This is a genomic window from Rhizobium leguminosarum bv. trifolii WSM2297 (assembly GCF_000271845.1).
The window spans coordinates 1,089,130-1,109,294 of record NZ_JH719395.1; the positions used below are offsets into that span (position 1 = coordinate 1,089,130).

Consider the following 20,165-nt stretch of genomic DNA (forward strand, 5'->3'; position numbering starts at 1 on the left):
CTCCAGTGGGTTCTACAGATCAGCCGGCGAGTGCTACGGCCACCGCCTCGATCGCTTCGTCGGCCTTCGACCCGTCGGGGCCGCCGGCCTGGGCCATGTCCGGACGACCGCCGCCGCCCTTGCCGCCGAGGGCGGCCGAGGCGACGCGCACCAGATCGACAGCACTGAAACGATCCACGAGATCGGGTGTCACGGCGACGACCGCGCTCGCCTTGCCGTCATCGGACACACCGATCAGGGTGACGACGCCGGAGCCGATGCTGGCCTTGCCGTCATCGGCAAGACCCTTGAGGTCCTTCGGATCGACGCCGGCCACGGCCTTGCCGAGGAATTTGACGCCGGCGACCTCGCGCACGGCATCGGCAGAACCGCCCTGCCCGCCGCCCATGGCGAGTTTGCGCTTGGCATCGGCCAGTTCCTTTTCGAGCTTGCGGCGCTCGTCCATCAGCGCCTCGACGCGCGACAGAACTTCTGAAGGCTGAACTTTCAGCGAGGCAGCGAGCGTCTTCACGCGATCATCCTGCTCGGCGAGATATTCGCGCGCCGATTCACCGGTCACCGCTTCGATACGACGGACCCCGGCACCGACGGCGCTTTCGCCGAGGATGCGCACGAGGCCGATTTGACCGGTGGCCGATACATGCGTGCCGCCACAAAGCTCGACCGAATAGGGCTTGTTGCTCTTTGCGCCATGAAGGCCCGTGCCCATCGACACGACACGCACTTCATCGCCGTACTTCTCGCCGAAGAGCGCCATGGCACCTTCCTCGATGGCATCGTCGACGCTCATCAGGCGGGTGGTGACAGGTGAATTCTGCAGCACGATCTCGTTGGCCATATCCTCGACGATCTTCAGTTCCTCGGCCGACATCGGCTTCGGATGTGAAACGTCGAAACGCAGGCGCTCGGGCGCAACCAGCGAGCCCTTCTGCGCCACATGGGTGCCGAGCACCTCGCGCATCGCCTCATGCAGCAGATGCGTTGCCGAATGGTTGGCGCGCAGGCGCGACCGGCGGGCGTGATCGACGGTCAGAACGACCGCATCGCCGGTCTTGAATACGCCTTCGACGACGGCGCCGGAATGCACGAAGAGACCCTCGCCCTTCTTCTGCGTGTCCGATATCTCGATCTTGCCGTGGTCGGACGAGATGACACCGGTGTCGCCCATCTGACCGCCGGACTCGCCGTAGAACGGCGTCTGGTTCACGACGATCTGGACCTTGTCGCCGGCCTTGAGCTCTTCGGCAACGGCGCCGTCCTTGACGATCGCCTGCACGACGCCTTCCGCGGTTTCGGTGTCGTAACCCAGGAATTCGGTCGCGCCGTGCTTTTCTCTAAGCTCGAACCAGATGGTTTCGGTTGCCTTCTCGCCGGAACCGGCCCAGTGCGAGCGGGCTTCGGCCTTCTGGCGCTGCATCGCATCGCTGAAGCCTGAAATATCGACCCCGATCTCACGGGCGCGCAACGCATCCTGCGTCAGGTCGAGCGGGAAGCCATAGGTGTCGTAGAGCTTGAAGGCGGTCTCGCCATCCAGCATGTCGCCCTTGCCGAGATCTGTGGTCGCATCCGACAGCAGCGACAGGCCACGCTCCAGCGTCTTGCGGAACCGGCCTTCTTCGAGTTTCAGCGTCTCTGATATCAGCGGCTCGGCGCGCACCAGCTCCGGATAGGCGCGGCCCATCTGCTGCACCAGCGTCGGCAGCAGCTTGTACATCAGCGGCTCCTTGGCGCCGAGAAGCTGGGCATGGCGCATGGCGCGGCGCATGATACGGCGGAGCACATAGCCACGGCCTTCATTCGACGGCAGCACGCCATCGGCGATCAGGAAGGCCGAGGAGCGCAGATGGTCGGCGATGACACGGTGGCTGGCGCTGCCTTCCGCCTTGACGCCGATCGTATCCTCGATGGTGCCGGTCAGCGTACGGAAGAGGTCGGTATCGAAGACGCTCTGGACGCCCTGCAGAATACAGGCCATGCGCTCCAGACCCATGCCGGTGTCGATCGACGGCCGCGGCAGCGGGTTGCGCACGCCCGGCTCGGTCTGCTCGAACTGCATGAAGACGAGGTTCCAGAATTCGAGGAACCTGTCACCGTCTTCTTCAGGTGAACCGGGCGGGCCGCCCCAGACATTCTCACCCTGGTCGATGAAGATTTCCGAGCACGGCCCGCAGGGGCCGGTATCGCCCATCTGCCAGAAATTGTCCGAGGTCGGGATGCGAATGATCTTGTCGTCGGAGAACCCCGCGATCTTCTTCCAAAGGGTCGCTGCCTCCTCGTCTTCGGAATAGACGGTCACCAGCAGGCGATGCTTCGGCAAGTCGAAACCTTCGGTCACGAGCTTCCAGGCGAGCTCGATCGCATTCTCCTTGAAATAGTCGCCGAAGGAGAAGTTACCGAGCATCTCGAAGAAGGTCAGGTGGCGGGCGGTATAACCGACATTATCGAGATCGTTATGCTTGCCGCCGGCGCGCACGCATTTCTGCGAGGTTGTCGCCGTCGAATAAGGTCGCTTCTCCAGGCCGGTGAAGACGTTCTTGAACTGCACCATGCCGGCATTGGTGAACATCAGCGTCGGATCATTGCGCGGCACAAGCGGGCTCGACGAGACGATCTCATGACCGTTCTTCTTGAAGTAGTCGAGGAATGTCGACCGGATATCGTTCACACCGCTCATGCTATGCCCTTCAATGCTGCCGGAGGCAGGTAAATCTAAATCCATCGGCTTTTAGCGTTCGCCTCCGCCACTGTCCAGCAGACAAACAAAACCGGCCGCATTCTGATCAGGAATGCAGCCGGTTTCGATTTTTAGAGGAAGCGCGTGCGAAAATCACATTTCCGCGGCGGACTCACCGTCATCCGGGTCCGGTCCGCCATTCTGCAGGAAGCGGTCGGCGATCAGGCCGGCATTCTGGCGCAGCGACAGTTCGATCTCGCGGGCGAGATCCGGATTGTCGCGCAGGAAGGTCTTGGCGTTTTCGCGACCCTGACCGAGACGCTGGCTGTTATAGGAGAACCAGGCGCCAGACTTTTCGACGATGCCGGCCTTGACACCGAGATCGACCAGCTCGCCGGTCTTGGAAACACCCTCGCCATACATGATGTCGAACTCGACCTGCTTGAAGGGAGGCGCCATCTTGTTCTTGACGACCTTGACGCGGGTCTGGTTGCCGATCACCTCTTCGCGCTCCTTGACCGCGCCGATGCGGCGGATGTCGAGGCGCACGGAGGCGTAGAACTTCAGCGCATTGCCGCCGGTCGTCGTTTCCGGCGAACCGAACATGACGCCGATCTTCATGCGGATCTGGTTGATGAAAATCACCATGGTGTTCGACTTGGAAATCGAAGCGGTGAGCTTGCGCAGCGCCTGGCTCATCAGGCGCGCCTGCAGGCCGGGAAGGCTGTCGCCCATCTCGCCTTCGATTTCGGCGCGCGGCGTCAGAGCGGCGACCGAGTCGACGACGAGAACGTCGACGGCTCCGGAGCGCACCAGCGTATCGGTGATTTCGAGCGCCTGCTCGCCGGTATCGGGCTGCGAGATCAGAAGGTTCTGCAGATCGACGCCAAGCTTGCGGGCATAGACCGGATCGAGCGCATGTTCGGCATCGACGAAGGCGCAAATGCCGCCCTTCTTCTGCGCTTCGGCAATGGTCTGCAGCGCAAGCGTCGTCTTACCCGAGCTTTCCGGCCCGTAAATTTCGATGATACGACCCCTCGGCAGACCACCGACGCCAAGCGCAATATCGAGGCCAAGCGAGCCGGTCGAAATCGTCTCGATCTCGACAACATTCTCGTTGGAGCCGAGTTTCATGATCGAGCCCTTGCCGAACGACCGCTCTATCTGTGAGAGTGCCGCTTCAAGCGCCTTGCTTTTGTCCACCGATTTGTCCTCTACCAGCCGCAATGAATTCTGAGACATTCGATCCACCTGTAGGTTATTGAAGCCGCCCAAGCAATGTCGAGTTTGTACCCCATTTGTTCCACTCTCGCAATAGGCGATCAAACAATTGAAAGAAAAAGGTAAAACGGCCCGTGTTCTATTTTTGTTTTATCGATGCAAAGCAACGGCTTAGGCCTGAAGTGCCGACACGCGGCCGTCCAAACGCATCGCATCGATTCGCTTTCCGAGCATCAGGAGAGCGGCTGAAATGACCGGAAAGATTCTCGTTCTCGGCGGCGCCCATATCGACAGACGCGGCCGCATTTCCGGCGAGACGGCGCCTGGCGCCAGCAATCCCGGGACCTGGTTCGAGGAGCCGGGCGGCGGCGGCTTCAATGCGGCGCGCAATCTCGCAAGGCTCGGCTTCCAGGTGACGATGATTTCGCCGCGCGGCGGCGATGCCATCGGTGAGATGGTCGGCGAAGCCGCCGATTTCGCCGGCATCGACGACCGGCCTTTCGTCTTCCTCGACCGCAAGACGCCGAGCTACACGGCGATCATCGAGACGGACGGCAATCTGGTGATCGCCCTTGCCGACATGGATCTCTACCGCTTCTTCGTGCCGCGACGTCTCTCCATCCGCTGGGTGCGAGAGGCCTTCGCCGCCCATGATCTGGTCCTTTTCGATGCCAACCTGCCGGAAGAGACGATCGCGGCGATCGTCGCCAAGGCGCATTCCCTGGCCAAGCCCGTCGCGGCGATCGCCATCTCGCCGGCCAAGGTCGTCAGGCTAAAACCCTGCATCGGCGATATCGATTACCTGTTCCTGAATGAGGCCGAGGCCGCCGCCCTGACCGGCGGACAGCCGGAGGATGCCGGCGCCTGGCCACCACTCCTGAACGAGATCGGCATCCGGAACGCTGTCGTCACCCGCGGTCGCCGCGAACTCGTCGCGATGAGCGAGGGCCGCGCCGTGACGCTGCAGCCACCGGTCGCCGATATCGTCGCCGATGTCACCGGTGCCGGCGATTCCCTTGCCGCCGGCACGCTCGCCGCCTTGATGCTCGGCCTGCCGCTCGAGGAAGCCGTCCGCCACGGCACCGCAGCGGCGGCACTGACGGTGCAGTCGCGGCACGCCGTCAACGAAAATCTGACGCCGGATCTGCTCAATGAGGCCCTTGCCCTTGTTCCACAGGTCAGAATTCTGCATTGAAACGGCAGCTATCGAATACAGGACACGACCATGACCAAGCCCATCTCCCCTCTTCTGCCGATCGCCTATTCGAAGGAGGTCGCCAGCGCCAAGCAGCGCGGCGCGCCGCTGGTGGCGCTGGAATCGACGATCATCACCCACGGCATGCCCTATCCCGGCAATATCGAGATGGCCCGCAGCGTCGAGGCGATCATCCGCGAACAGGGCGCGGTGCCGGCAACCATCGCCGTCATCCACGGCACGCTGCACATCGGCCTTGAAGCAGGCGAATTGGAACAGCTCGCCAAGGCGACCGAGGTGATGAAGGTGTCGCGCGCCGATCTTGCCTTTGCGATCGCCGAGCGCCGCACCGGCGCTACCACGGTCGCGGCGACGATGATTGCGGCCGCCCGCGCCGGCATCCGCGTCTTTGCCACCGGCGGCATCGGCGGCGTGCACCGCGGTGCCGAGGAAAGCTTCGACATCTCCGCCGACTTGGAAGAACTGGCGCGCACCGGCGTCATCGTCGTCTGCGCCGGCGCCAAGGCGATCCTCGATATTCCGAAGACGCTGGAAGTGCTGGAAACCCGCGGCGTTCCCGTCGTCACCTATGAGAGCGAAGAATTCCCGGCCTTCTGGTCGCGCTCCTCGGGCATCCGCAGCCCGCTCTCGCTGAACAGCCCAGCGGCCATCGCCAATTTCCAGACGGTGCGCGATCAGCTCGGCATCGACGGCGGCATGCTCGTCGCCAACCCGGTGCCGGAAGCCGACGAGATCGCGCGCGAGGAGATGGAAATCTACATCGAGCGCGCGCTCGACAGCGCCGAGCGCGACGAAATCACCGGCAAGGCGGTGACGCCCTATCTGCTCTCGACCATTTTTGACCTGACGGACGGCCAGAGCCTCAAGACCAATATCGCGCTGGTCGAGAACAATGCGCGGCTTGCGGCGGAGATTGCCGTGGCGCTGGGGGAATAAAAGCGGACCACGCTGACATCGCGCCGATAGGTCGTACCGTGTCGCACCCCCCTCTGTCCTGCCAGACATCTCCCCCACAAGGGGGGAGATCGACAAGCGGCTTGGCCATCGGACACGTCTACGGTTTTGCCGAGTTTACAACGCTTGTTGTTTGAGGAAACCGGTGCGTCCAGCCGATCTCCCCACCTGTGGGGGAGATGCCCGGCAGGGCAGAGGGGGGTGCCAAATGGCACATCCTCACAACTCACCGATCAGCTGTCCAGCGTCTCCTTCACCACAACAGCAAGCTGCTTCAGCGAGAACGGCTTCGGCAAAAACCCGAATTTCGACTCCGGCGGCAGATTGCGGGCAAAGGCGTCCTCGGCATAGCCGGAGACGAAGATGAATTTCATGTCGGGATAGGTCTTGCGCAGCTCGCGCAGCAGCGTCGGGCCGTCCATTTCCGGCATCACCACGTCGGAAACGACGATGTCGACCTTGCCGTCGAGCTCTTCCATGATGCTGAGCGCCTCGACGCCTGAGCCTGCCTCGTGCACGGTATAACCGCGCGTTTCCAGCATGCGCTTGCCGCCACGGCGCACCGCCTCCTCGTCTTCGACGAGCAGGATGACCGCCGATCCCGTCAGGTCCTCCGGCTGCTGCGCGGTTGGCGCCTCCGGCCGCACGCCGATCTCGGCGACGGCGCTGTCGATCGCACCGGCTTCAGCGGCCACCGCCGGCTCCGGGATGTGACGCGGCAGGAAGACCCGGAAGGTCGTGCCCTTGCCGACTTCGGATTCCGGCTGGATATAGCCGCCCGACTGCTTGACGATGCCGTAAACCATGGCGAGGCCGAGGCCGGTGCCCTTGCCGACATCCTTGGTGGTGAAGAAGGGCTCGAAGATCTTGTCCATGATTTCCGGCGCGATACCGGTGCCGTTATCGGCGACTTCGATCAGCACCATGTCTTCGGCCGGCATATAGGAATAGTTGAAGGCGGAGACTTCGGCGGCGGTCAGGTTTCGGGTGCGCAGCGTCAGCGTGCCGCCCTCGGGCATCGCGTCGCGCGCATTGACGCAGAGATTGATCAGCACTTGTTCGAACTGCGACAGATCGGTTTTGACAGGCCAGAGGTCGCGGCCATATTGCACGTCGAGCTTGACATTGGTGCCGGAGAGCAGCCGGTCGACCAGCATGCGCAAGTCGCCGACAACATCGGTGAGGTTGAGCACCGAGGGCCGCATCGTCTGCTTGCGCGAGAAGGCGAGCAGCTGGCGCACCAGCACCGCGGCGCGGTTGGCGTTGCGCTTGATTTCCATCAGGTCGGCGAAGCTCGCATCGGCCGGCCGCGCCTGCAATAGCAGGTGGTCGGAGGAAAGCAGGATCGCCGTCAGCACATTGTTGAAATCATGGGCGATGCCGCCGGCAAGCGTTCCCACGGCATTCATCTTCTGCGTCTGCGCCATCTGCGCTTCCAGCGCCTTCTGCTCGGTCACCTCGACGGCATAGACGATCGCCGCCTCCTCGGGCGCCTCGTCGCTCTGGTCGATGACGGCATTGACATAGAAGCGGAAATAGCGCGCCTCGTCGGTCGGCGTGCGGGTATCGAGGGGCGCGATGTCGCCCTGCCGATCCTTGGCCGCCGCCAGCGCCTCGGCCAGCTGCGGCCGGTCGCTCTCCTGCACGATGGTTTCGAGATGCGGCGCCTTTTCGAGGTCGTCGCGCGAGACGACGCCGGAAAACAGCTTCAGGAACGGCGCATTGGTTCGCAGGATGCGCCCCTCGCCGTCGACCGAGGCAATCGCCATCGGCGTGTTGTTGAAGAAGCGGGTGAAGCGCATGGCGGCGGCCGAAGCGGACTGGCCGCCGGCCTCGCTCTTTTCGCGCCCCAGCACGATCGTCCGGCTTTCGCCGGGTGCGCCGTCGCGCATCGAGGTGACGCTGTGAATGATCTGCACCGGCAGGCTCTGGCCGTTGGTCTTGCGCAGATCGAGATCGAGGGTCACGGTCTTTTTCAGGCCGGGTTCGGCCTGCACCGACTGGATCAGCGCCAGCCCCTCGCCCGCCACCACGTCGCCGATCGTCATCGAGCCCGGCACGAATTTGGTGAGATCGAGGCCGAGCCACTCGGCAAGCGTCGCATTGAGATAGAAGATCTCGCCCTTCCTCCCGGCTGAGAAGAAACCGGCTGGCGCATGGTCGAGATAGTCGATCGCGTTCTGCAGCTCCTTGAAGAACCGCTCCTGGTCGTCGCGCTCGGTGGTGATGTCGGTGATCTGCCAGATCTGCCGCGGCTTGCCGCCGTTTTCCTCCGGCTGCAGCAGCCGCGCCTTCAGCCGGTACCAATGCGCGCCGGAGCTGTTGCTGCCAGGGCCGACGGCGCGCAGCAGGCGGAATTCCTCCCGGCCTTCCTTGCCTTCGCGCAGGCCGTTGACCAGCCTGTAGAGCGCCTCGTTGGATTCGCGGTGGCGCGACAGCAGGGTTTCCAGCGTCTGCACCTCGGTCGCCTTGCGCGCGCCGGTCAGCGCGCCATAGGCGGCATTGGCATAGATGATCCGACCCTTTTCGTCGGTGATCAGCGTGCCGTCGGGATGGCTGTTGAGGAAGGCGCGCGCCAGGCTGTCGGACTGGCGCTGCGGCATCACCTCGATGAAGCCGATAACCGAGGATACCAGGAAGAAGATGCCGACCATGGCGAGCACGCCGAGGCCGCCGAGCACGACCTCATTGTCGAGCGATCTCTTGAAGACGACGAATCCGCCGGCGGCTGCGATCAGCACGAGGGCCAGCAGAAGGATCCGCAAAACCGTGCCAGAACGCCCCCCACGATCCACAAGCGGTGCGTTATAATCGTCGGCCTGACGCGGTTTCGTCATGTATTCCTCACATAAGCCCCTCCAGCTTCGTAGCACGAACACGAAGCGGGAATCAGGCACTCTTTCCTTCTTAGCAATTTGCCGCGTCGGCAAAAACACCGACGGCCGGCAAGACTGCTTGAATTCACAGGCAACAGCGCCATCTGCCCCTGAACGCTGAGGCGGCTGCCCGTGCGCAAGGTCGCCGGGCGCCCAAGCAGCGGAACACGAAATCGCGTTCTCCCGTGACTGGACAGCACCGGCGGCCCTTGCCTAAGGAACGGAAAAGTCGTCAATATGTGCCGAATATGAAATGGAGTGAGTGATTATGTTGGATGATGTTGTCGGAGCTTATGGCAGCCGTTTTCTGCTTGCCGCCGGTGGCGTCGGTCTGGCGCTTCTCCTGCTCATCCTGGTGCTCTGGGTGATCCGCAGCCGGGCGCCCTCGCCCTTCGTGCGCGGCGGCCGCAACCGCCAGCCCCGTCTGCAGGTGCTGGATGCCGCTGCCGTCGATACCCGTCGCCGGCTGGTGCTGGTGCGCCGCGATGACGTCGAGCATCTGATCATGATCGGCGGCCCGAGCGATATCGTCATCGAAAGCCGTATCCTGTCCGCAACGGCCGAACAGCCGGCAACCGCCGACCGCCCGCAACACCTAGAACAGCCTCCAATATCCCCGGCGCGCCCGGAAACGCCACCGGTTTCTCCGCCCCGCATCGCAGTTGCAGCGCCAGTCGCAACCCCTGCCGCAGCCAGGGTCGAACCGCCAGCCGAGCCTTCCTTCCCCGCACCGGTTTCGCCGGAGCCGCGCCCGCGCCCCGAACCGCAGGCCCAGCCGACCGTGGCACCGCCGGTGGCGACGAGCCCTCTTCCGGCAAACCCCGTGACAGCGCCCTTGTCGGCCGAACGCGACATTCCTCCGCCTGCCCCGCCACAGCCGCGCCCGCCGGAGCGTACCGTCGCTCCCCCGGTCGCGCCCGCAGCCTTCCACGATACCGCAAGTGCGGCCGAGATTCTCGATGCCGCCCGCCAGCGCGTGCTGCCGCAGCAGCGCATCGAACCCGAGGTCTCGGCACCATCTGTCCAGGACATGCCGGCCGCAGCGCGCGGCCTACCTGGAATGGACGATGCGCCCGCACCGCCGATCCGCGGTGATTTCCAGCGCGTGCTGGAAGAGGAGATGTCGAACAATCTGATGGCCGAACGTATCGTCCCGGTGCCGGCAAACCAGGCCCCGCGCCAGGCCATGCCGCAGCCGCAGCCGGGCAACCTGCCACGCCGCGATCCGGAGCTTCCCCCGATCACCGGCGCCGATACGGAGCTGCAGAAGGAAGTCGCCCGCATCTTCGGCGAAATGAGCGTCAATCGCGACAAATGAGGGCAACGCGCCCGCGTCACACCGGGTTGCCGCCATTTGAAGTTGCATAAAAGCCGCAATGCGCGGCTTTTTCAGTTTCCGAATGTCTCGGACCTCCCCATCACGCCGATCATTTGATATCGATCGGGGTGAAGAGCGTTGGCGCATCTGAGGTTGCACTTTGCCTAAGTAAAGACCGGTCTCACTCCAGTTTCACCCGTACTGCCGTAGCGTCACGCTGGCGGCATGCGAACATGTTCATCGGGTGGTGGCGAGAGACCGGTTTGGCATTGTTACAATGTGCCATGTGCAGCTCCGCTGTCTCAGCTCTTCAGCCGCCCACAACATCGCCACACCGCGCCCGAAAGGGTTTTCTCATGCACCATCTTGGTGGACTTCCGAACGGAAGACCAAGACGATATGTGCAAGACGCTTCGGGTCCGATGGACCATTATTCCCAAGACAGCTCCCCAGCCTTGGATTGCCTGCGGCGGATGCGGCGGCCTGAGAGCCTTCCAATCCAGCGGCAAGATCCGGCTCAACGCCAACGGCCGCAAGCTCGATGCCTGGCTTATCTACAAATGCCTGATCTGTGAAAGGACGTGGAACCGGCCGATCATCGAGCGCCGCAATGTCCGCGACATTGATCCTGCGATCCTTGACGCGCTGCAATCGAACGATCCGGACTGGATCCAGGCGGAGAGCTTCAACCTCGATGCTCTCCGGCACAAATCGCTGCGTGTCGACGAGTTTGCCGAATTTGAGATCGCCAAGGAGATGCAGCACGAAACTGCAGATTGGACGAAATTGGCAATCGAACTGGCGGTCCCGGTCCCAACCAGCACACGCCTCGACCGTCTGCTGGCCTCGGAACTGAAGCTTTCACGCTCGAGGCTGCAGGCTCTTCACGCAGACGGCATGCTTCGAACGGATCCTGAGAAAGCAGACATTCTGCGACGACGAATCAGGAACGGCACCCTTGTCACGATCGACCTCTCCGTGGAGGCCGGGCACGAGCAATCGTGGAAACTTCTGGCGACAGGTGATCCTGCCGTGGAGCAGTGATCAACGACAAGCGCCGCGATCCGATCGCGGCGCTTGTTCTGCTCATGTCTGCATGAAAACCATTATTCGTCGCGATAGACTTTTTCGCGGCGTTCGTGGCGCTCCTGCGCCTCGATCGACAGCGTCGCGATCGGGCGAGCGTCGAGACGCTTGAGGCCGATCGGTTCGCCGGTTTCCTCGCAATAGCCGTAAGTACCGTCTTCGATGCGCTGCAGTGCCGCGTCGATCTTGGAAATCAGCTTTCTCTGCCGGTCGCGGGCGCGAAGTTCGATCGCCCGGTCGGTTTCCGACGACGCCCGGTCGGCGAGGTCGGGATGGTTTGCGCTTTCCTCGGCCAGGTGGTCGAGGGTTTCACGCGCTTCTCGAAGGATATCATTTCTCCATGCAACCAGCTTGGTCCTGAAGTAGGCACGCTGGTTTACGTTCATGAACTCTTCCTCTTCCGAGGGAACGTAATTGCTAAGATCGATCTTCTCACTCAACGCGATTCTCCTGAAGAACATCTCATCTGGGCGGGTGTATATCCCAAGCGCTAGCCGCGATTCAAGCCAAATACGACAGGTAAACAGATTTTTAAATCTGTTACAATTTTAGGCTAACGACCTATTTTGTCATGGTTATTCCGCCCACCGTTTTCTTCTTCGCCTTCAAAACGCCGTGTTGTCAGCCACGTTTTGGGCAGTTGCGGCATGGCTGGCGATTGACGGCGGCCAAGCGCAACCGCTACTGAAAAGACCCGCCCGATCCTGGATTTGCCCATGACCGTACCGCTGCCTCCGCCCAACCGCATCTACCTCCTGCGCCATGCCGAGGCCGCCTGGGCCGAACCCGGACAGCGCGATTTCGACCGGCCGCTAAACGAAAAGGGCTATGGCGATGCCGAGATCATTGGCGACAAGGCCGCCGACAAGGGCTATCGTCCCGATCTTCTGATCAGTTCAACGGCGCTGCGCTGCCGCGGCACCGCCGATGCGGTCCATCGGGCGATGGGCCTCACGCTCGAGGTGCGTTATGTCGATGTACTCTACAACGCCACGGTCGATAACTATCTCGAAATCGTCGATTCGCAGGATGAGGCGGCCGTCATGCTGGTCGGCCACAATCCAACCATGGAGCAGGCGCTGGAAGCGCTGATCGGCCATGAGGCGATGGTCAGCGCCCTTCCAGGCGGCTTCCCGACGGCCGGCCTTGCCATCGTCGATTACGACGCTGCCGCCGCCGGCTGGCGTCTCACCGATTTCGTCGTCGTCTGAAAGCTTTCGCGCCGCGTCTTTTTCGGGCGGCGCGCCCTTCCTATATTGCCGGCAGTCACCAACCGGAATTGCGCCTTGCCGCCACGCCTGACATCTTTTGCCGACGATGCCCGCATCGCCCTCGACAATCTTGCCGATCGCGCGAGCGGCCTTGTCAATCCGACCGTGCGGCTCGGCGTCACCGGCCTCTCCCGCTCCGGCAAGACGGTCTTCATCTCCTCGCTGGTGCACAATCTGCTGCATGGCGGCCGCCTGCCGCTGTTCGAGCCGGTGCAGTCGGGCCGCGTCTCGGCGGTGCGGCTGGAGCCGCAGCCCGACGATGCCGTGCCACGCTTCCAGTACGAAGATCATATCCGTGCGCTGGTGAAGGATCGTATCTGGCCGGATTCGACCCGCGCCATATCAGAACTGCGCATCACGCTGGATTATCAGAGCGCCAGCGGCTGGAACCGACTGTTTTCGCCCGGCCGCCTGTCGATCGACATCGTCGATTATCCCGGCGAATGGCTGCTCGACCTGCCGTTGCTCGGCAAGGATTACCGCACCTTCAGCGAGGAAACGATCGCGCTGGCGCAAACCGGCGTGCGCTCCGAATTGTCGCGCGGGTGGCTGGCGCTGACACATGCCGCCGATATCCAGGCCGGCGCCGACGAGATGGTCGCCCGCGACCTCGCCACCGCCTTTGCCGATTATCTCAAGGCCTGCAAGGCCGACGAACGCTCGCTCTCCACCCTGCCGCCCGGCCGCCTGCTGCTGCCCGGCGATCTCGACGGGTCGCCGGCGCTGACCTTCGCGCCGCTGGCGCTGCCGCCGGACGGCCGTCCCGGCCGCAACTCGCTCTGGACGATGATGGAGCGGCGTTACGAGGCCTATAAATCCGTTGTCGTCAAACCCTTCTTTCGCGAGCATTTCGCCCGGCTCGACCGCCAGATCGTGCTGGTCGATGCGCTGCAGGCGATGAACCGCGGCCCCGAAGCCGTCCAGGATCTGGAACGGGCGCTGACCGATGTGCTCGCCTGTTTCCGCCCCGGCACCAATTCGCTGCTCTCCTCGCTGCTCGGGCGCCGCATCGACCGCGTGCTGGTTGCTGCCACCAAGGCTGATCATCTCCACCACGAAAGCCACGACCGGCTGGATGCGCTGACCCGCCGGCTGGTCGATCGCGCCATCGACCGCATCGGCATGGCCGGCGCCGGCATCGACGTCATGGCGCTCGCCTCCGTGCGCGCCACTCGCGAGGCATCTGTCAAGCGCGACGGCCATGAGCTGCCAGTCATCGTCGGCACGCCAATGGACGGCGAAACCATCGCCGGTGAGCGTTTCGACGGCCAGAGAAAGACCGCGATCTTTCCCGGCGACCTGCCTGAGGATCCGGAAAACCTGTTCGACCGGATCGCCTCCGGCGAGCCCGGCCTGCATCTGCCCGATGTCAATGTCGTCAGGTTCCGCCCGCCGCAACTTGAGGAAACCGGCGGCGGCATCAAGCTGTCGGTGCCGCATATCCGCCTCGACCGCGCCATGCAGTTCCTGTTCGGAGACCGTCTCGCATGAGCAAGCCCCCCTCCGATCCGCCGCGCCGCCCACCTGCCGCCTTCACCTTCGAGGATGAGGCCACAGGGCCGCGCGACAATGGCCGCCAGGCAGAGCAGCGGCGCAAGCCGGAAAGCTTTTCCGAAAACATCGTCGTGACGGCTGATGAGGATGATCCCTTCCTCAATCCCGATAAGGATCTGAGCGCGGTTCCGGTCGCAACGCCGCTGAGGAGGCGAACCTCCTTCGGCAAGATCGCCGCCGGCGCTTTCGGCATCCTGCTGTCGCTTGGCATCGGCCTCTGGACCGATAGCCTGATCCGCGATCTCTTCACCCGTGCCGACTGGCTGGGTTACGCGGCGCTTGCCGTGCTTGCGGTCGGCATCCTTGCCGTGTTTGCCCTCGTCATCCGTGAGACAGCCGGCATGATGCGCCTTGCCGCCGTCCAGGCGATCAAGGCCGAAGCGGAAGCTGCGATTGCCGAAACCCGGCCGGCAAAGGCGCGCGCCGTCATCGCCCGCCTCACCACGCTGCTTTCGGCCAATCCCGAGACATCGAAGGGCCGCGCCACGCTGAAGGCGACGGAAGGCGAGGTGATCGACCCCCCGCATCTGATTGCGCTTGCCGAACGTGAATTGCTCGCGCCCCTTGACCGCAAGGCCCGCGCGCTGATCGTCAACGCCTCGAAACGCGTCTCGATCGTCACCGCCGTCAGCCCGCGCGCCGTGGTCGACCTGCTCTATGTGCTCTATGAGGCCGTGCGCCTCATTCGCGCCATGGCCGAACTTTACGGCGGCCGCCCCGGCACCCTCGGCATGTTCCGTCTGCTGCGCGACGTGCTGGCGCATCTTGCCGTCACCGGCTCGATCGCCGTCGGCGACAGCCTCGTCCAGCAGGTGCTCGGCCATGGGCTGGCCTCCAGGCTCTCGGCTCGGCTTGGCGAAGGCGTCATCAACGGCCTGATGACCGCCCGCATTGGAATCGCGGCGATGGATCTCTGCCGCCCGCTCGCCTTCCATGCGCTGAAACGGCCGGGAATCGGTGATTTCATCGGCGATCTGACGCCCTCCATGTCACCGCGCGGCAACACTCCTTGATCGACGAGGCTAATCCCCAAGCCTTGCCTTCCCCGGCGTAATGTCGAAAAACTTATAGCAGATTCAAAGATCTATCAGTGACTATTTAAGACCGTCGTCGCGCGAAAACCCTGTATCGCCGTGCATTTCGGCACAATCGAAAGGAAGGATTAACCATTATTCGGCAAAACTTGCAGCCAGTTCTTGAGTGGCGCTTGCCAAGGAAAATCCATGTATTCGCGCAAGTTTCTTATCATATGCGGCCTGGCCGCCGCGGCATTGTCTCCCGTCGCAGATGTCGCTCCGGCAGCCACCGCTGCAACCCGTGACAAGGCGTTCTTCGATTCCGTCGCCGGCTCCTGGAAGGGCCCGGGCGAAATCGTCGCCGGCAAGTACAAGGGCACGAAATTCACCTGCAACCTGATCGGTGAACCCACAGGCGACAGCGGTGCCGGCATCAAGCTCGACGGCACCTGCCGCGTCGGCGTCTTCAAGCAGCCGATGACCGCCGTCATTTCGCAGTCGGGGTCGACCTACAAGGGCAAGTTCCTCGACGGTGCGGCCGGCAAGGGTCTTGACGTCGTCTCCGGCGCCGTCAGCGAGGATACCGTCGTCGTCGGCATCAACCGCGCCAAGCTGAACGGCGCGATGATCGCCCGCGTGCGTGATGACAAGACGATGAACGTCACCGTTTCGGTCAAGGTCGAAAGCCAGATGATCCCGGTCATCGGCCTGACGCTGACCCGCCAGGTCGACGAGATGGCCGTCGGTTCGATCCAGTAGATAATCGCAGAGCGGATTTTCCTGAAGCGGCGGGTCTCCCGCCGTTTTCCGTTTCAGGATCTCCGCCTCAGATTTGCCACCAGTCGGGGTTGTTGTCGGCAACCTCGATGCCCGCCACTTCCGCATCCGGCAGCCAGTCGCTGACCGCCCTGCCCTTGACCAGCAGACCCGGCGCGATATCGGCAAGCGGCATCAGCACGAAACCGCGATCGGTCATGCGCGGATGCGGCAGTTCCAGCCGCGGCGCCTCCTGGATGACGTTGCCATAGGTCAGCACGTCGATATCGAGCGTGCGCGGACCCCAGCGCTCGACACGCTCGCGTTTCATTTCCCGCTCGATCGACAGGCAGACATCGAGCAAAGCCTCGGGCTCCAGCCGGGTTTCGACGGCAGCGCAGGCGTTGAAGAAGAAGGATTGGTCGGTCTTGCCCCAGGGCGGCGTGCGGTAGAGTCGCGAGACCGCCGTAACCCGGCAGTCATCTCGTTCGTCCAGCCGCTGCAGTGCGGCGGCCATCGCCTTGACGGGATCGCCGATATTGCCGCCGAGGCCGAGTGTGGCCGATTGCCAAGCGGCCTCAGGCAAAGTGCTCAACGCTCACCTGCACGAAATCGAGCACGCCGGGCACCGGCGCATTCGGCTTGCGCACCGTGATCTTCGCCCGCCGGACCTGCGGGAATGTCTCGCAGAGCCCCTTGGCGATATCGAGCGCCAGGGCCTCGATCAGGTAGCGCCGCTTGCCCGTGACGATCTGCTCGATCACGGTGAAGGCGATGCCGTAATTGACGGTGTCGTTGATCGAATCGCTTTCCAGCGCCTCACCGGCAACGACATCGAGCTCGGCATCGACGAAGAAGCGCTGACCGAGGAATTCCTCCTCGTCATGCACGCCATGGCGCGCAAAGAAGGCGCAGTTCTGCAGCGTGATCGTATAGGTGGTCATGTCGGCCGCTTCCTCTCGAATTCCTGGCGCGCATTCAGCATAGCATCGGCGATAACAAGCGCATCCCTATTGATTGCGACATTGTGCACCCGGAAAACAGCAGCCCCTTGAAGCCTGAGCAGAGCGCTGGTGACGGCCGTCGCCGCATCCCTGTCTGCCGCCTCACGCCCCGTCACCGCACCGAGGAAGCGCTTGCGCGACGTCCCGGCAAGCAGCGGCAGGCCGAAGCGGGAAAGTTCGGAAAACCGCGCCATCAGTTCGAGATTCTCCTCCGCCGTCTCCTTGGCGAAACCGAAGCCCGGATCGAGCACGATGCGGTCGCTGTTGACGCCGGCGGCCGCTGCGATCGCAAGCGACCGTTTGAGAAAATGCACCTGGTCGGCGATCACATCGGGAAGCTTCGCCCTGTCGCGGCCGGTATGCATGATGCAGAGCCCGGCCCCGGTCGCCGCGGCAATGTCGGCGATATCCGGTTCCTTCTGCAGCCCGAAGACGTCGTTGACGATATGGGCGCCGGCACCGACCGCCAGCCGTGCCGTCTCGGCGCGATAGGTATCGATGGAGATCAGCGCCTGGGTGCGCCCGCGCAGCGCCTCGATGACCGGCAGCACGCGCGCCTGCTCCTCGGAAGGGCTGACGGCAGCGGCGTTCGGCCGGGTCGATTCCCCGCCGATATCGATAATCCCGGCACCCTCGCTCACCGCCTGAAGCGCGTGTTCGACCGCCGCGTCGACGGTTTCGAAGCGTCCGCCGTCGGAAAAGGAGTCCGGTGTCACGTTGACGATCGCCATGATCAGAGAACGACGGCCGAGTTCGATCTGCCGGCCATGGCCCACCCGCCATAAACTGCCTTCGAACCCTGCCACCAGACTTATCCCATCGATCGCGAAAAAAGCGCCACCTGATATTGCGCTTGCGGTGGCTATGCCCCAAGCTCCGCCCGATTTCAACACGGGTTGCGTTCAGAATGCCGCTTGCAGTGCGTTATATGGTCCTTCCTATCGCCTTTTCCATTGCTCTTTCCGTCTGCAGCCCAGCGCAAGCAGAAGTGATTGCATCGAAAAGCTATTCCTATTTCGACATTCGCGGCAAAACCGCGGATGCGCTCGACCGCGAACTCAGCCGGCGCGGCCCGACTTCGAGCGGCTCTTCGGCGCGCCATCCCGGCGCAACGAAGATCCGCTTCGGCGGTGAAGCCACCTATATCCAGGATAATGGCCGTTGCCGCGTCGGCAACGTCAAGGTCACGGTCCACACCCAGATCATCCTGCCGCGCTGGAACAGCCGCAAGGGCGCCAGCAAGGAGCTGTCGATGATCTGGGACGCCCTGTCGAGCGATATCAAGCGCCATGAGGAGCGCCACGCCGAAATCGCCCGCGATCAGGCCCGCGCCATGGAACGCGCCATCCGTGCCCTGCCGCAGCAGCGCAGCTGCGAGGCCATGCAGGAACGCGTCTCCGGCGAATCAGCTCGCGGTATAGAGGAGCACGATCGGCAGCAGGCGCGATTTGATCGGGTCGAGGCGGTCAATTTCCAGAAGCGGATGCTGAGATTGCTGAACAATCGAATCAACGGCCGAGCCGGCGAAAAATAGGGCATTTTCGGGCTCGTTGCGAGCGGAAAACCTTAGCTGCACAACGAAACTTGTGCGAAACTTACCCCCTCCCCAGCGAATGAATGGTCATTTTTCATCCTGGCAGACTCAACCGGAACGCGTTAATATGAACACATTCGAAAGTGCAGCTACGGCATCTGCCCTTTCATCGCTGGGTTCTCCTGGCGCGTTCCGAAGCCGCGGATGTTCCTCCCTCATCCGTAGGTAATGCGCCCGCCTCGCCTCGCTCGCTCTAGCGCGCGAGGCGTCTTTTTTCTGGATCGTATTCAGGCGAAGTTTGAAGCGCGGCGCGCTTAAGCCTGGCGTTCCGGCACGTGCACCACGAGCCCGTCATAGACAGCCTTCATGCGGATCTGACAGGACAGCCGCGAGGTCGGGCGCACATCGAAGGCGAAGTCGAGCATATCCTCTTCCATCGCTTCCGGCTGGCCGACCTGCTCGGTCCATGCCTCGTCGACATAGACATGACAGGTCGCGCAGGCGCAGGCGCCGCCGCATTCGGCCTCAATGCCGGGCACCGAATTGCGCACGGCATTCTCCATGACGGTAGAGCCTTGGTCGACGTCGAGGTCGAAGCGCGTGCCGTCGAAAGCAACGATGGTAAGTTTGGGCATCAGGACTATTTCCGGTCTTCAAATGATGGGCGGATTTTCTTCCGACAATTCGACGCATCAGTCAACATTGCGGAAATTCGTCATAGCGTCGCAGATCGGGCCTTCGCCCGCCGTCTTCAAAGCGTCATGGAGCAGGTCGCAAAAAGACCCGCGGTTCCGCAATGAAACAACGGGCCTCGTTCGAACGACATTTCAAACAGGGATCAGCCGCGGCAGAGCTTCAGAATGAAATTCTCGGCGTCGATGACGGCCGCACCCAGCGCTGCCGTCGCCCCGGCGTCACCGCCGGTCTCCTCGACGGCTTCGGCTGTCTGCGACACACGGAAGGCGCCGACCGAGCTTGCCGCGCCCTTGAGGCGGTGCGCGGCCGCGCCGACGCGGATGGTTTCGCCGCTGGCAATATCCTGCAGACATGCGCGAGCCTGGCGCGCAAACATCTGAAGGACTTCGATTTCCAGCGACTTGTCGCCCATCGTCTGCTTGGCGAGATGGACCAGATCGATCGGCCGGACCTTCGAGGGACAGGGTCCCTTTGCATTATCCGGCGCCTCGAATACGATGTTCAACGCTGCCATCTGAGCTGCCATTGCCAATTCTCCCGTCTCGTGTCGTGCGCAGTTGCTACAGTTCTGCGTCAGGAGGGTGGCCATCACGTTAAATTCCGGCACATTCGGTTTGGAAATCTCGTCACATGGTTAACGTCCGTTAAATATCCCTAAATTATTGGTTTTTAAGCGGTGCCGCGGATTCAAAGATGTTAACAACGGGTTAACGAGCCTTGAATCTCAAGCCTTCATTAATTGTGTGAAGAGCCCAGATGTGTCACTACGATACTGGTGGAGCGGGTTTATGGTACGCGCCTTTGCCGAGCGAGTGGATAATGGTAGTGTTTTGATACCTTCCGTTTGAAAAAGCGGCTATCTACTCTGAAATGACATGCTTATCCGTCCGTCGTTGGGATGGAAGGCTGGAACGGCAAAGTTGTTCTCCGGGTGAGGCGGAAGCCCGGGATTGCGCTACCGGATCGGCCGACAGTAACAAGGCATAACC

The 20,165-nt window shown here is 62.7% G+C and carries 18 protein-coding genes; 9 read left to right on the forward strand and 9 right to left on the reverse strand.

Annotation, left to right across the window (positions count from 1 at the left end):
• Window positions 1-19 precede the first annotated feature (19 nt).
• Window positions 20-2,674: an alanine--tRNA ligase gene (gene alaS, locus RLEG4DRAFT_RS20615; RefSeq protein WP_003579579.1), complete on the reverse strand. Its 2,655-nt coding sequence runs from the start codon at window positions 2,672-2,674 to the stop codon at window positions 20-22.
• A 153-nt stretch (window positions 2,675-2,827) separates the two neighbouring features.
• Window positions 2,828-3,916 carry a recombinase RecA gene (recA, locus tag RLEG4DRAFT_RS20620; protein ID WP_003579581.1) on the reverse strand — a complete coding sequence of 363 codons (1,089 nt, stop codon included), beginning with the start codon at window positions 3,914-3,916 and terminating at the stop codon, window positions 2,828-2,830.
• A gap of 229 nt (window positions 3,917-4,145) precedes the next feature.
• On the opposite strand from recA, the gene RLEG4DRAFT_RS20625 reads away from it, so the two are divergent.
• Both RLEG4DRAFT_RS20625 and RLEG4DRAFT_RS20630 read left to right on the forward strand, forming a co-directional pair.
• Window positions 4,146-5,090, forward strand: coding sequence for a carbohydrate kinase family protein (locus tag RLEG4DRAFT_RS20625; RefSeq protein ID WP_003579583.1), 945 nt, complete (start codon window positions 4,146-4,148; stop codon window positions 5,088-5,090).
• Between the two features lie 30 nt (window positions 5,091-5,120).
• Window positions 5,121-6,047 (forward strand): pseudouridine-5'-phosphate glycosidase, encoded by a 927-nt coding sequence (locus RLEG4DRAFT_RS20630; protein ID WP_003579585.1) that lies wholly within the window; start codon window positions 5,121-5,123, stop codon window positions 6,045-6,047.
• Between the two features lie 251 nt (window positions 6,048-6,298).
• Here the strand turns inward: RLEG4DRAFT_RS20630 and cckA are convergent, their stop codons facing one another.
• The gene (cckA, locus tag RLEG4DRAFT_RS20635) at window positions 6,299-8,902 is read right to left on the reverse strand and encodes a cell cycle histidine kinase CckA (protein WP_003579587.1); all 2,604 of its coding nucleotides are present in this window, start codon (window positions 8,900-8,902) and stop codon (window positions 6,299-6,301) included.
• A 307-nt stretch (window positions 8,903-9,209) separates the two neighbouring features.
• Here cckA and RLEG4DRAFT_RS20640 point away from each other — a divergent pair, with 307 nt between their 5' ends.
• Both RLEG4DRAFT_RS20640 and RLEG4DRAFT_RS20645 read left to right on the forward strand, forming a co-directional pair.
• Window positions 9,210-10,259: a flagellar biosynthetic protein FliO gene (locus RLEG4DRAFT_RS20640; protein ID WP_003579590.1), complete on the forward strand. Its 1,050-nt coding sequence runs from the start codon at window positions 9,210-9,212 to the stop codon at window positions 10,257-10,259.
• A gap of 279 nt (window positions 10,260-10,538) precedes the next feature.
• Complete coding sequence (locus RLEG4DRAFT_RS20645) at window positions 10,539-11,303, forward strand: DUF1062 domain-containing protein (RefSeq protein WP_085061916.1); 765 nt, start codon at window positions 10,539-10,541, stop codon at window positions 11,301-11,303.
• A 62-nt stretch (window positions 11,304-11,365) separates the two neighbouring features.
• Here the strand turns inward: RLEG4DRAFT_RS20645 and dksA are convergent, their stop codons facing one another.
• Entirely contained in the window at window positions 11,366-11,785 is a 420-nt protein-coding gene (dksA, locus tag RLEG4DRAFT_RS20650; RefSeq protein ID WP_003569003.1) for an RNA polymerase-binding protein DksA, read from the reverse strand.
• Window positions 11,786-12,061: 276 nt separating this feature from the next.
• On the opposite strand from dksA, the gene RLEG4DRAFT_RS20655 reads away from it, so the two are divergent.
• The 4 genes from RLEG4DRAFT_RS20655 to RLEG4DRAFT_RS20670 all read left to right on the forward strand — a co-directional run bounded on the left by RLEG4DRAFT_RS20655 (window position 12,062) and on the right by RLEG4DRAFT_RS20670 (window position 15,945).
• On the forward strand, window positions 12,062-12,556 hold the full coding sequence (locus RLEG4DRAFT_RS20655; RefSeq protein WP_003579597.1) for a SixA phosphatase family protein: 495 nt from the start codon (window positions 12,062-12,064) through the stop codon (window positions 12,554-12,556).
• Between the two features lie 75 nt (window positions 12,557-12,631).
• Window positions 12,632-14,107, forward strand: coding sequence for a YcjX family protein (locus RLEG4DRAFT_RS20660; RefSeq protein WP_003579598.1), 1,476 nt, complete (start codon window positions 12,632-12,634; stop codon window positions 14,105-14,107).
• Window positions 14,104-15,183, forward strand: a complete 1,080-nt coding sequence (locus tag RLEG4DRAFT_RS20665; RefSeq protein ID WP_003579599.1) for a YcjF family protein — start codon at window positions 14,104-14,106, stop codon at window positions 15,181-15,183. The genes RLEG4DRAFT_RS20660 and RLEG4DRAFT_RS20665 overlap by 4 nt, the downstream gene beginning before the upstream one ends.
• Window positions 15,184-15,393: 210 nt before the next feature.
• Window positions 15,394-15,945 (forward strand): hypothetical protein, encoded by a 552-nt coding sequence (locus tag RLEG4DRAFT_RS20670; RefSeq protein WP_003579600.1) that lies wholly within the window; start codon window positions 15,394-15,396, stop codon window positions 15,943-15,945.
• A 67-nt stretch (window positions 15,946-16,012) separates the two neighbouring features.
• On the opposite strand, the gene folK is transcribed toward RLEG4DRAFT_RS20670, so the two are convergent.
• Genes folK through folP form a run of 3 tightly spaced genes read right to left on the reverse strand, consistent with a single transcriptional unit; the run spans window position 16,013 to window position 17,752 of the window.
• The gene (gene folK, locus RLEG4DRAFT_RS20675; protein WP_037093909.1) at window positions 16,013-16,528 is read right to left on the reverse strand and encodes a 2-amino-4-hydroxy-6-hydroxymethyldihydropteridine diphosphokinase; all 516 of its coding nucleotides are present in this window, start codon (window positions 16,526-16,528) and stop codon (window positions 16,013-16,015) included.
• Window positions 16,521-16,886, reverse strand: a complete 366-nt coding sequence (folB, locus tag RLEG4DRAFT_RS20680; protein WP_003579602.1) for a dihydroneopterin aldolase — start codon at window positions 16,884-16,886, stop codon at window positions 16,521-16,523. The genes folK and folB overlap by 8 nt, the downstream gene beginning before the upstream one ends.
• The gene (gene folP / locus RLEG4DRAFT_RS20685) at window positions 16,883-17,752 is read right to left on the reverse strand and encodes a dihydropteroate synthase (RefSeq protein ID WP_003579603.1); all 870 of its coding nucleotides are present in this window, start codon (window positions 17,750-17,752) and stop codon (window positions 16,883-16,885) included. The genes folB and folP overlap by 4 nt, the downstream gene beginning before the upstream one ends.
• 101 nt (window positions 17,753-17,853) lie before the next feature.
• Here folP and RLEG4DRAFT_RS20690 point away from each other — a divergent pair, with 101 nt between their 5' ends.
• Entirely contained in the window at window positions 17,854-18,480 is a 627-nt protein-coding gene (locus RLEG4DRAFT_RS20690; RefSeq protein WP_003579604.1) for a DUF922 domain-containing Zn-dependent protease, read from the forward strand.
• Window positions 18,481-18,794: 314 nt separating this feature from the next.
• Here the strand turns inward: RLEG4DRAFT_RS20690 and RLEG4DRAFT_RS20695 are convergent, their stop codons facing one another.
• Both RLEG4DRAFT_RS20695 and RLEG4DRAFT_RS20700 read right to left on the reverse strand, forming a co-directional pair.
• A complete protein-coding gene (locus tag RLEG4DRAFT_RS20695) occupies window positions 18,795-19,115 on the reverse strand; it encodes a 2Fe-2S iron-sulfur cluster-binding protein (protein WP_003569017.1) in 321 nt (106 codons plus the stop codon).
• 203 nt (window positions 19,116-19,318) lie between these two features.
• Window positions 19,319-19,702 carry an Hpt domain-containing protein gene (locus RLEG4DRAFT_RS20700; protein WP_003569019.1) on the reverse strand — a complete coding sequence of 128 codons (384 nt, stop codon included), beginning with the start codon at window positions 19,700-19,702 and terminating at the stop codon, window positions 19,319-19,321.
• Window positions 19,703-20,165: the final 463 nt, after the last annotated feature.

Excerpts from the sequence above, each read along its gene's own strand:
- RLEG4DRAFT_RS20690 (WP_003579604.1), top strand. The coding sequence starts at position 17,854 with ATGCCGCTTGCAGTGCGTTATATGGTCCTTCCTATCGCCTTTTCCATT.
- RLEG4DRAFT_RS20700 (WP_003569019.1), bottom strand. The coding sequence starts at position 19,702 with ATGGCAGCTCAGATGGCAGCGTTGAACATCGTATTCGAGGCGCCGGAT.
- RLEG4DRAFT_RS20625 (WP_003579583.1), top strand. The coding sequence starts at position 4,146 with ATGACCGGAAAGATTCTCGTTCTCGGCGGCGCCCATATCGACAGACGC.
- cckA (WP_003579587.1), bottom strand. The coding sequence starts at position 8,902 with ATGACGAAACCGCGTCAGGCCGACGATTATAACGCACCGCTTGTGGAT.
- RLEG4DRAFT_RS20665 (WP_003579599.1), top strand. The coding sequence starts at position 14,104 with ATGAGCAAGCCCCCCTCCGATCCGCCGCGCCGCCCACCTGCCGCCTTC.
- RLEG4DRAFT_RS20695 (WP_003569017.1), bottom strand. The coding sequence starts at position 19,115 with ATGCCCAAACTTACCATCGTTGCTTTCGACGGCACGCGCTTCGACCTC.
- RLEG4DRAFT_RS20670 (WP_003579600.1), top strand. The coding sequence starts at position 15,394 with ATGTATTCGCGCAAGTTTCTTATCATATGCGGCCTGGCCGCCGCGGCA.
- alaS (WP_003579579.1), bottom strand. The coding sequence starts at position 2,674 with ATGAGCGGTGTGAACGATATCCGGTCGACATTCCTCGACTACTTCAAG.
- recA (WP_003579581.1), bottom strand. The coding sequence starts at position 3,916 with ATGTCTCAGAATTCATTGCGGCTGGTAGAGGACAAATCGGTGGACAAA.
- folB (WP_003579602.1), bottom strand. The coding sequence starts at position 16,886 with ATGACCACCTATACGATCACGCTGCAGAACTGCGCCTTCTTTGCGCGC.
- RLEG4DRAFT_RS20640 (WP_003579590.1), top strand. The coding sequence starts at position 9,210 with ATGTTGGATGATGTTGTCGGAGCTTATGGCAGCCGTTTTCTGCTTGCC.
- RLEG4DRAFT_RS20630 (WP_003579585.1), top strand. The coding sequence starts at position 5,121 with ATGACCAAGCCCATCTCCCCTCTTCTGCCGATCGCCTATTCGAAGGAG.
- RLEG4DRAFT_RS20655 (WP_003579597.1), top strand. The coding sequence starts at position 12,062 with ATGACCGTACCGCTGCCTCCGCCCAACCGCATCTACCTCCTGCGCCAT.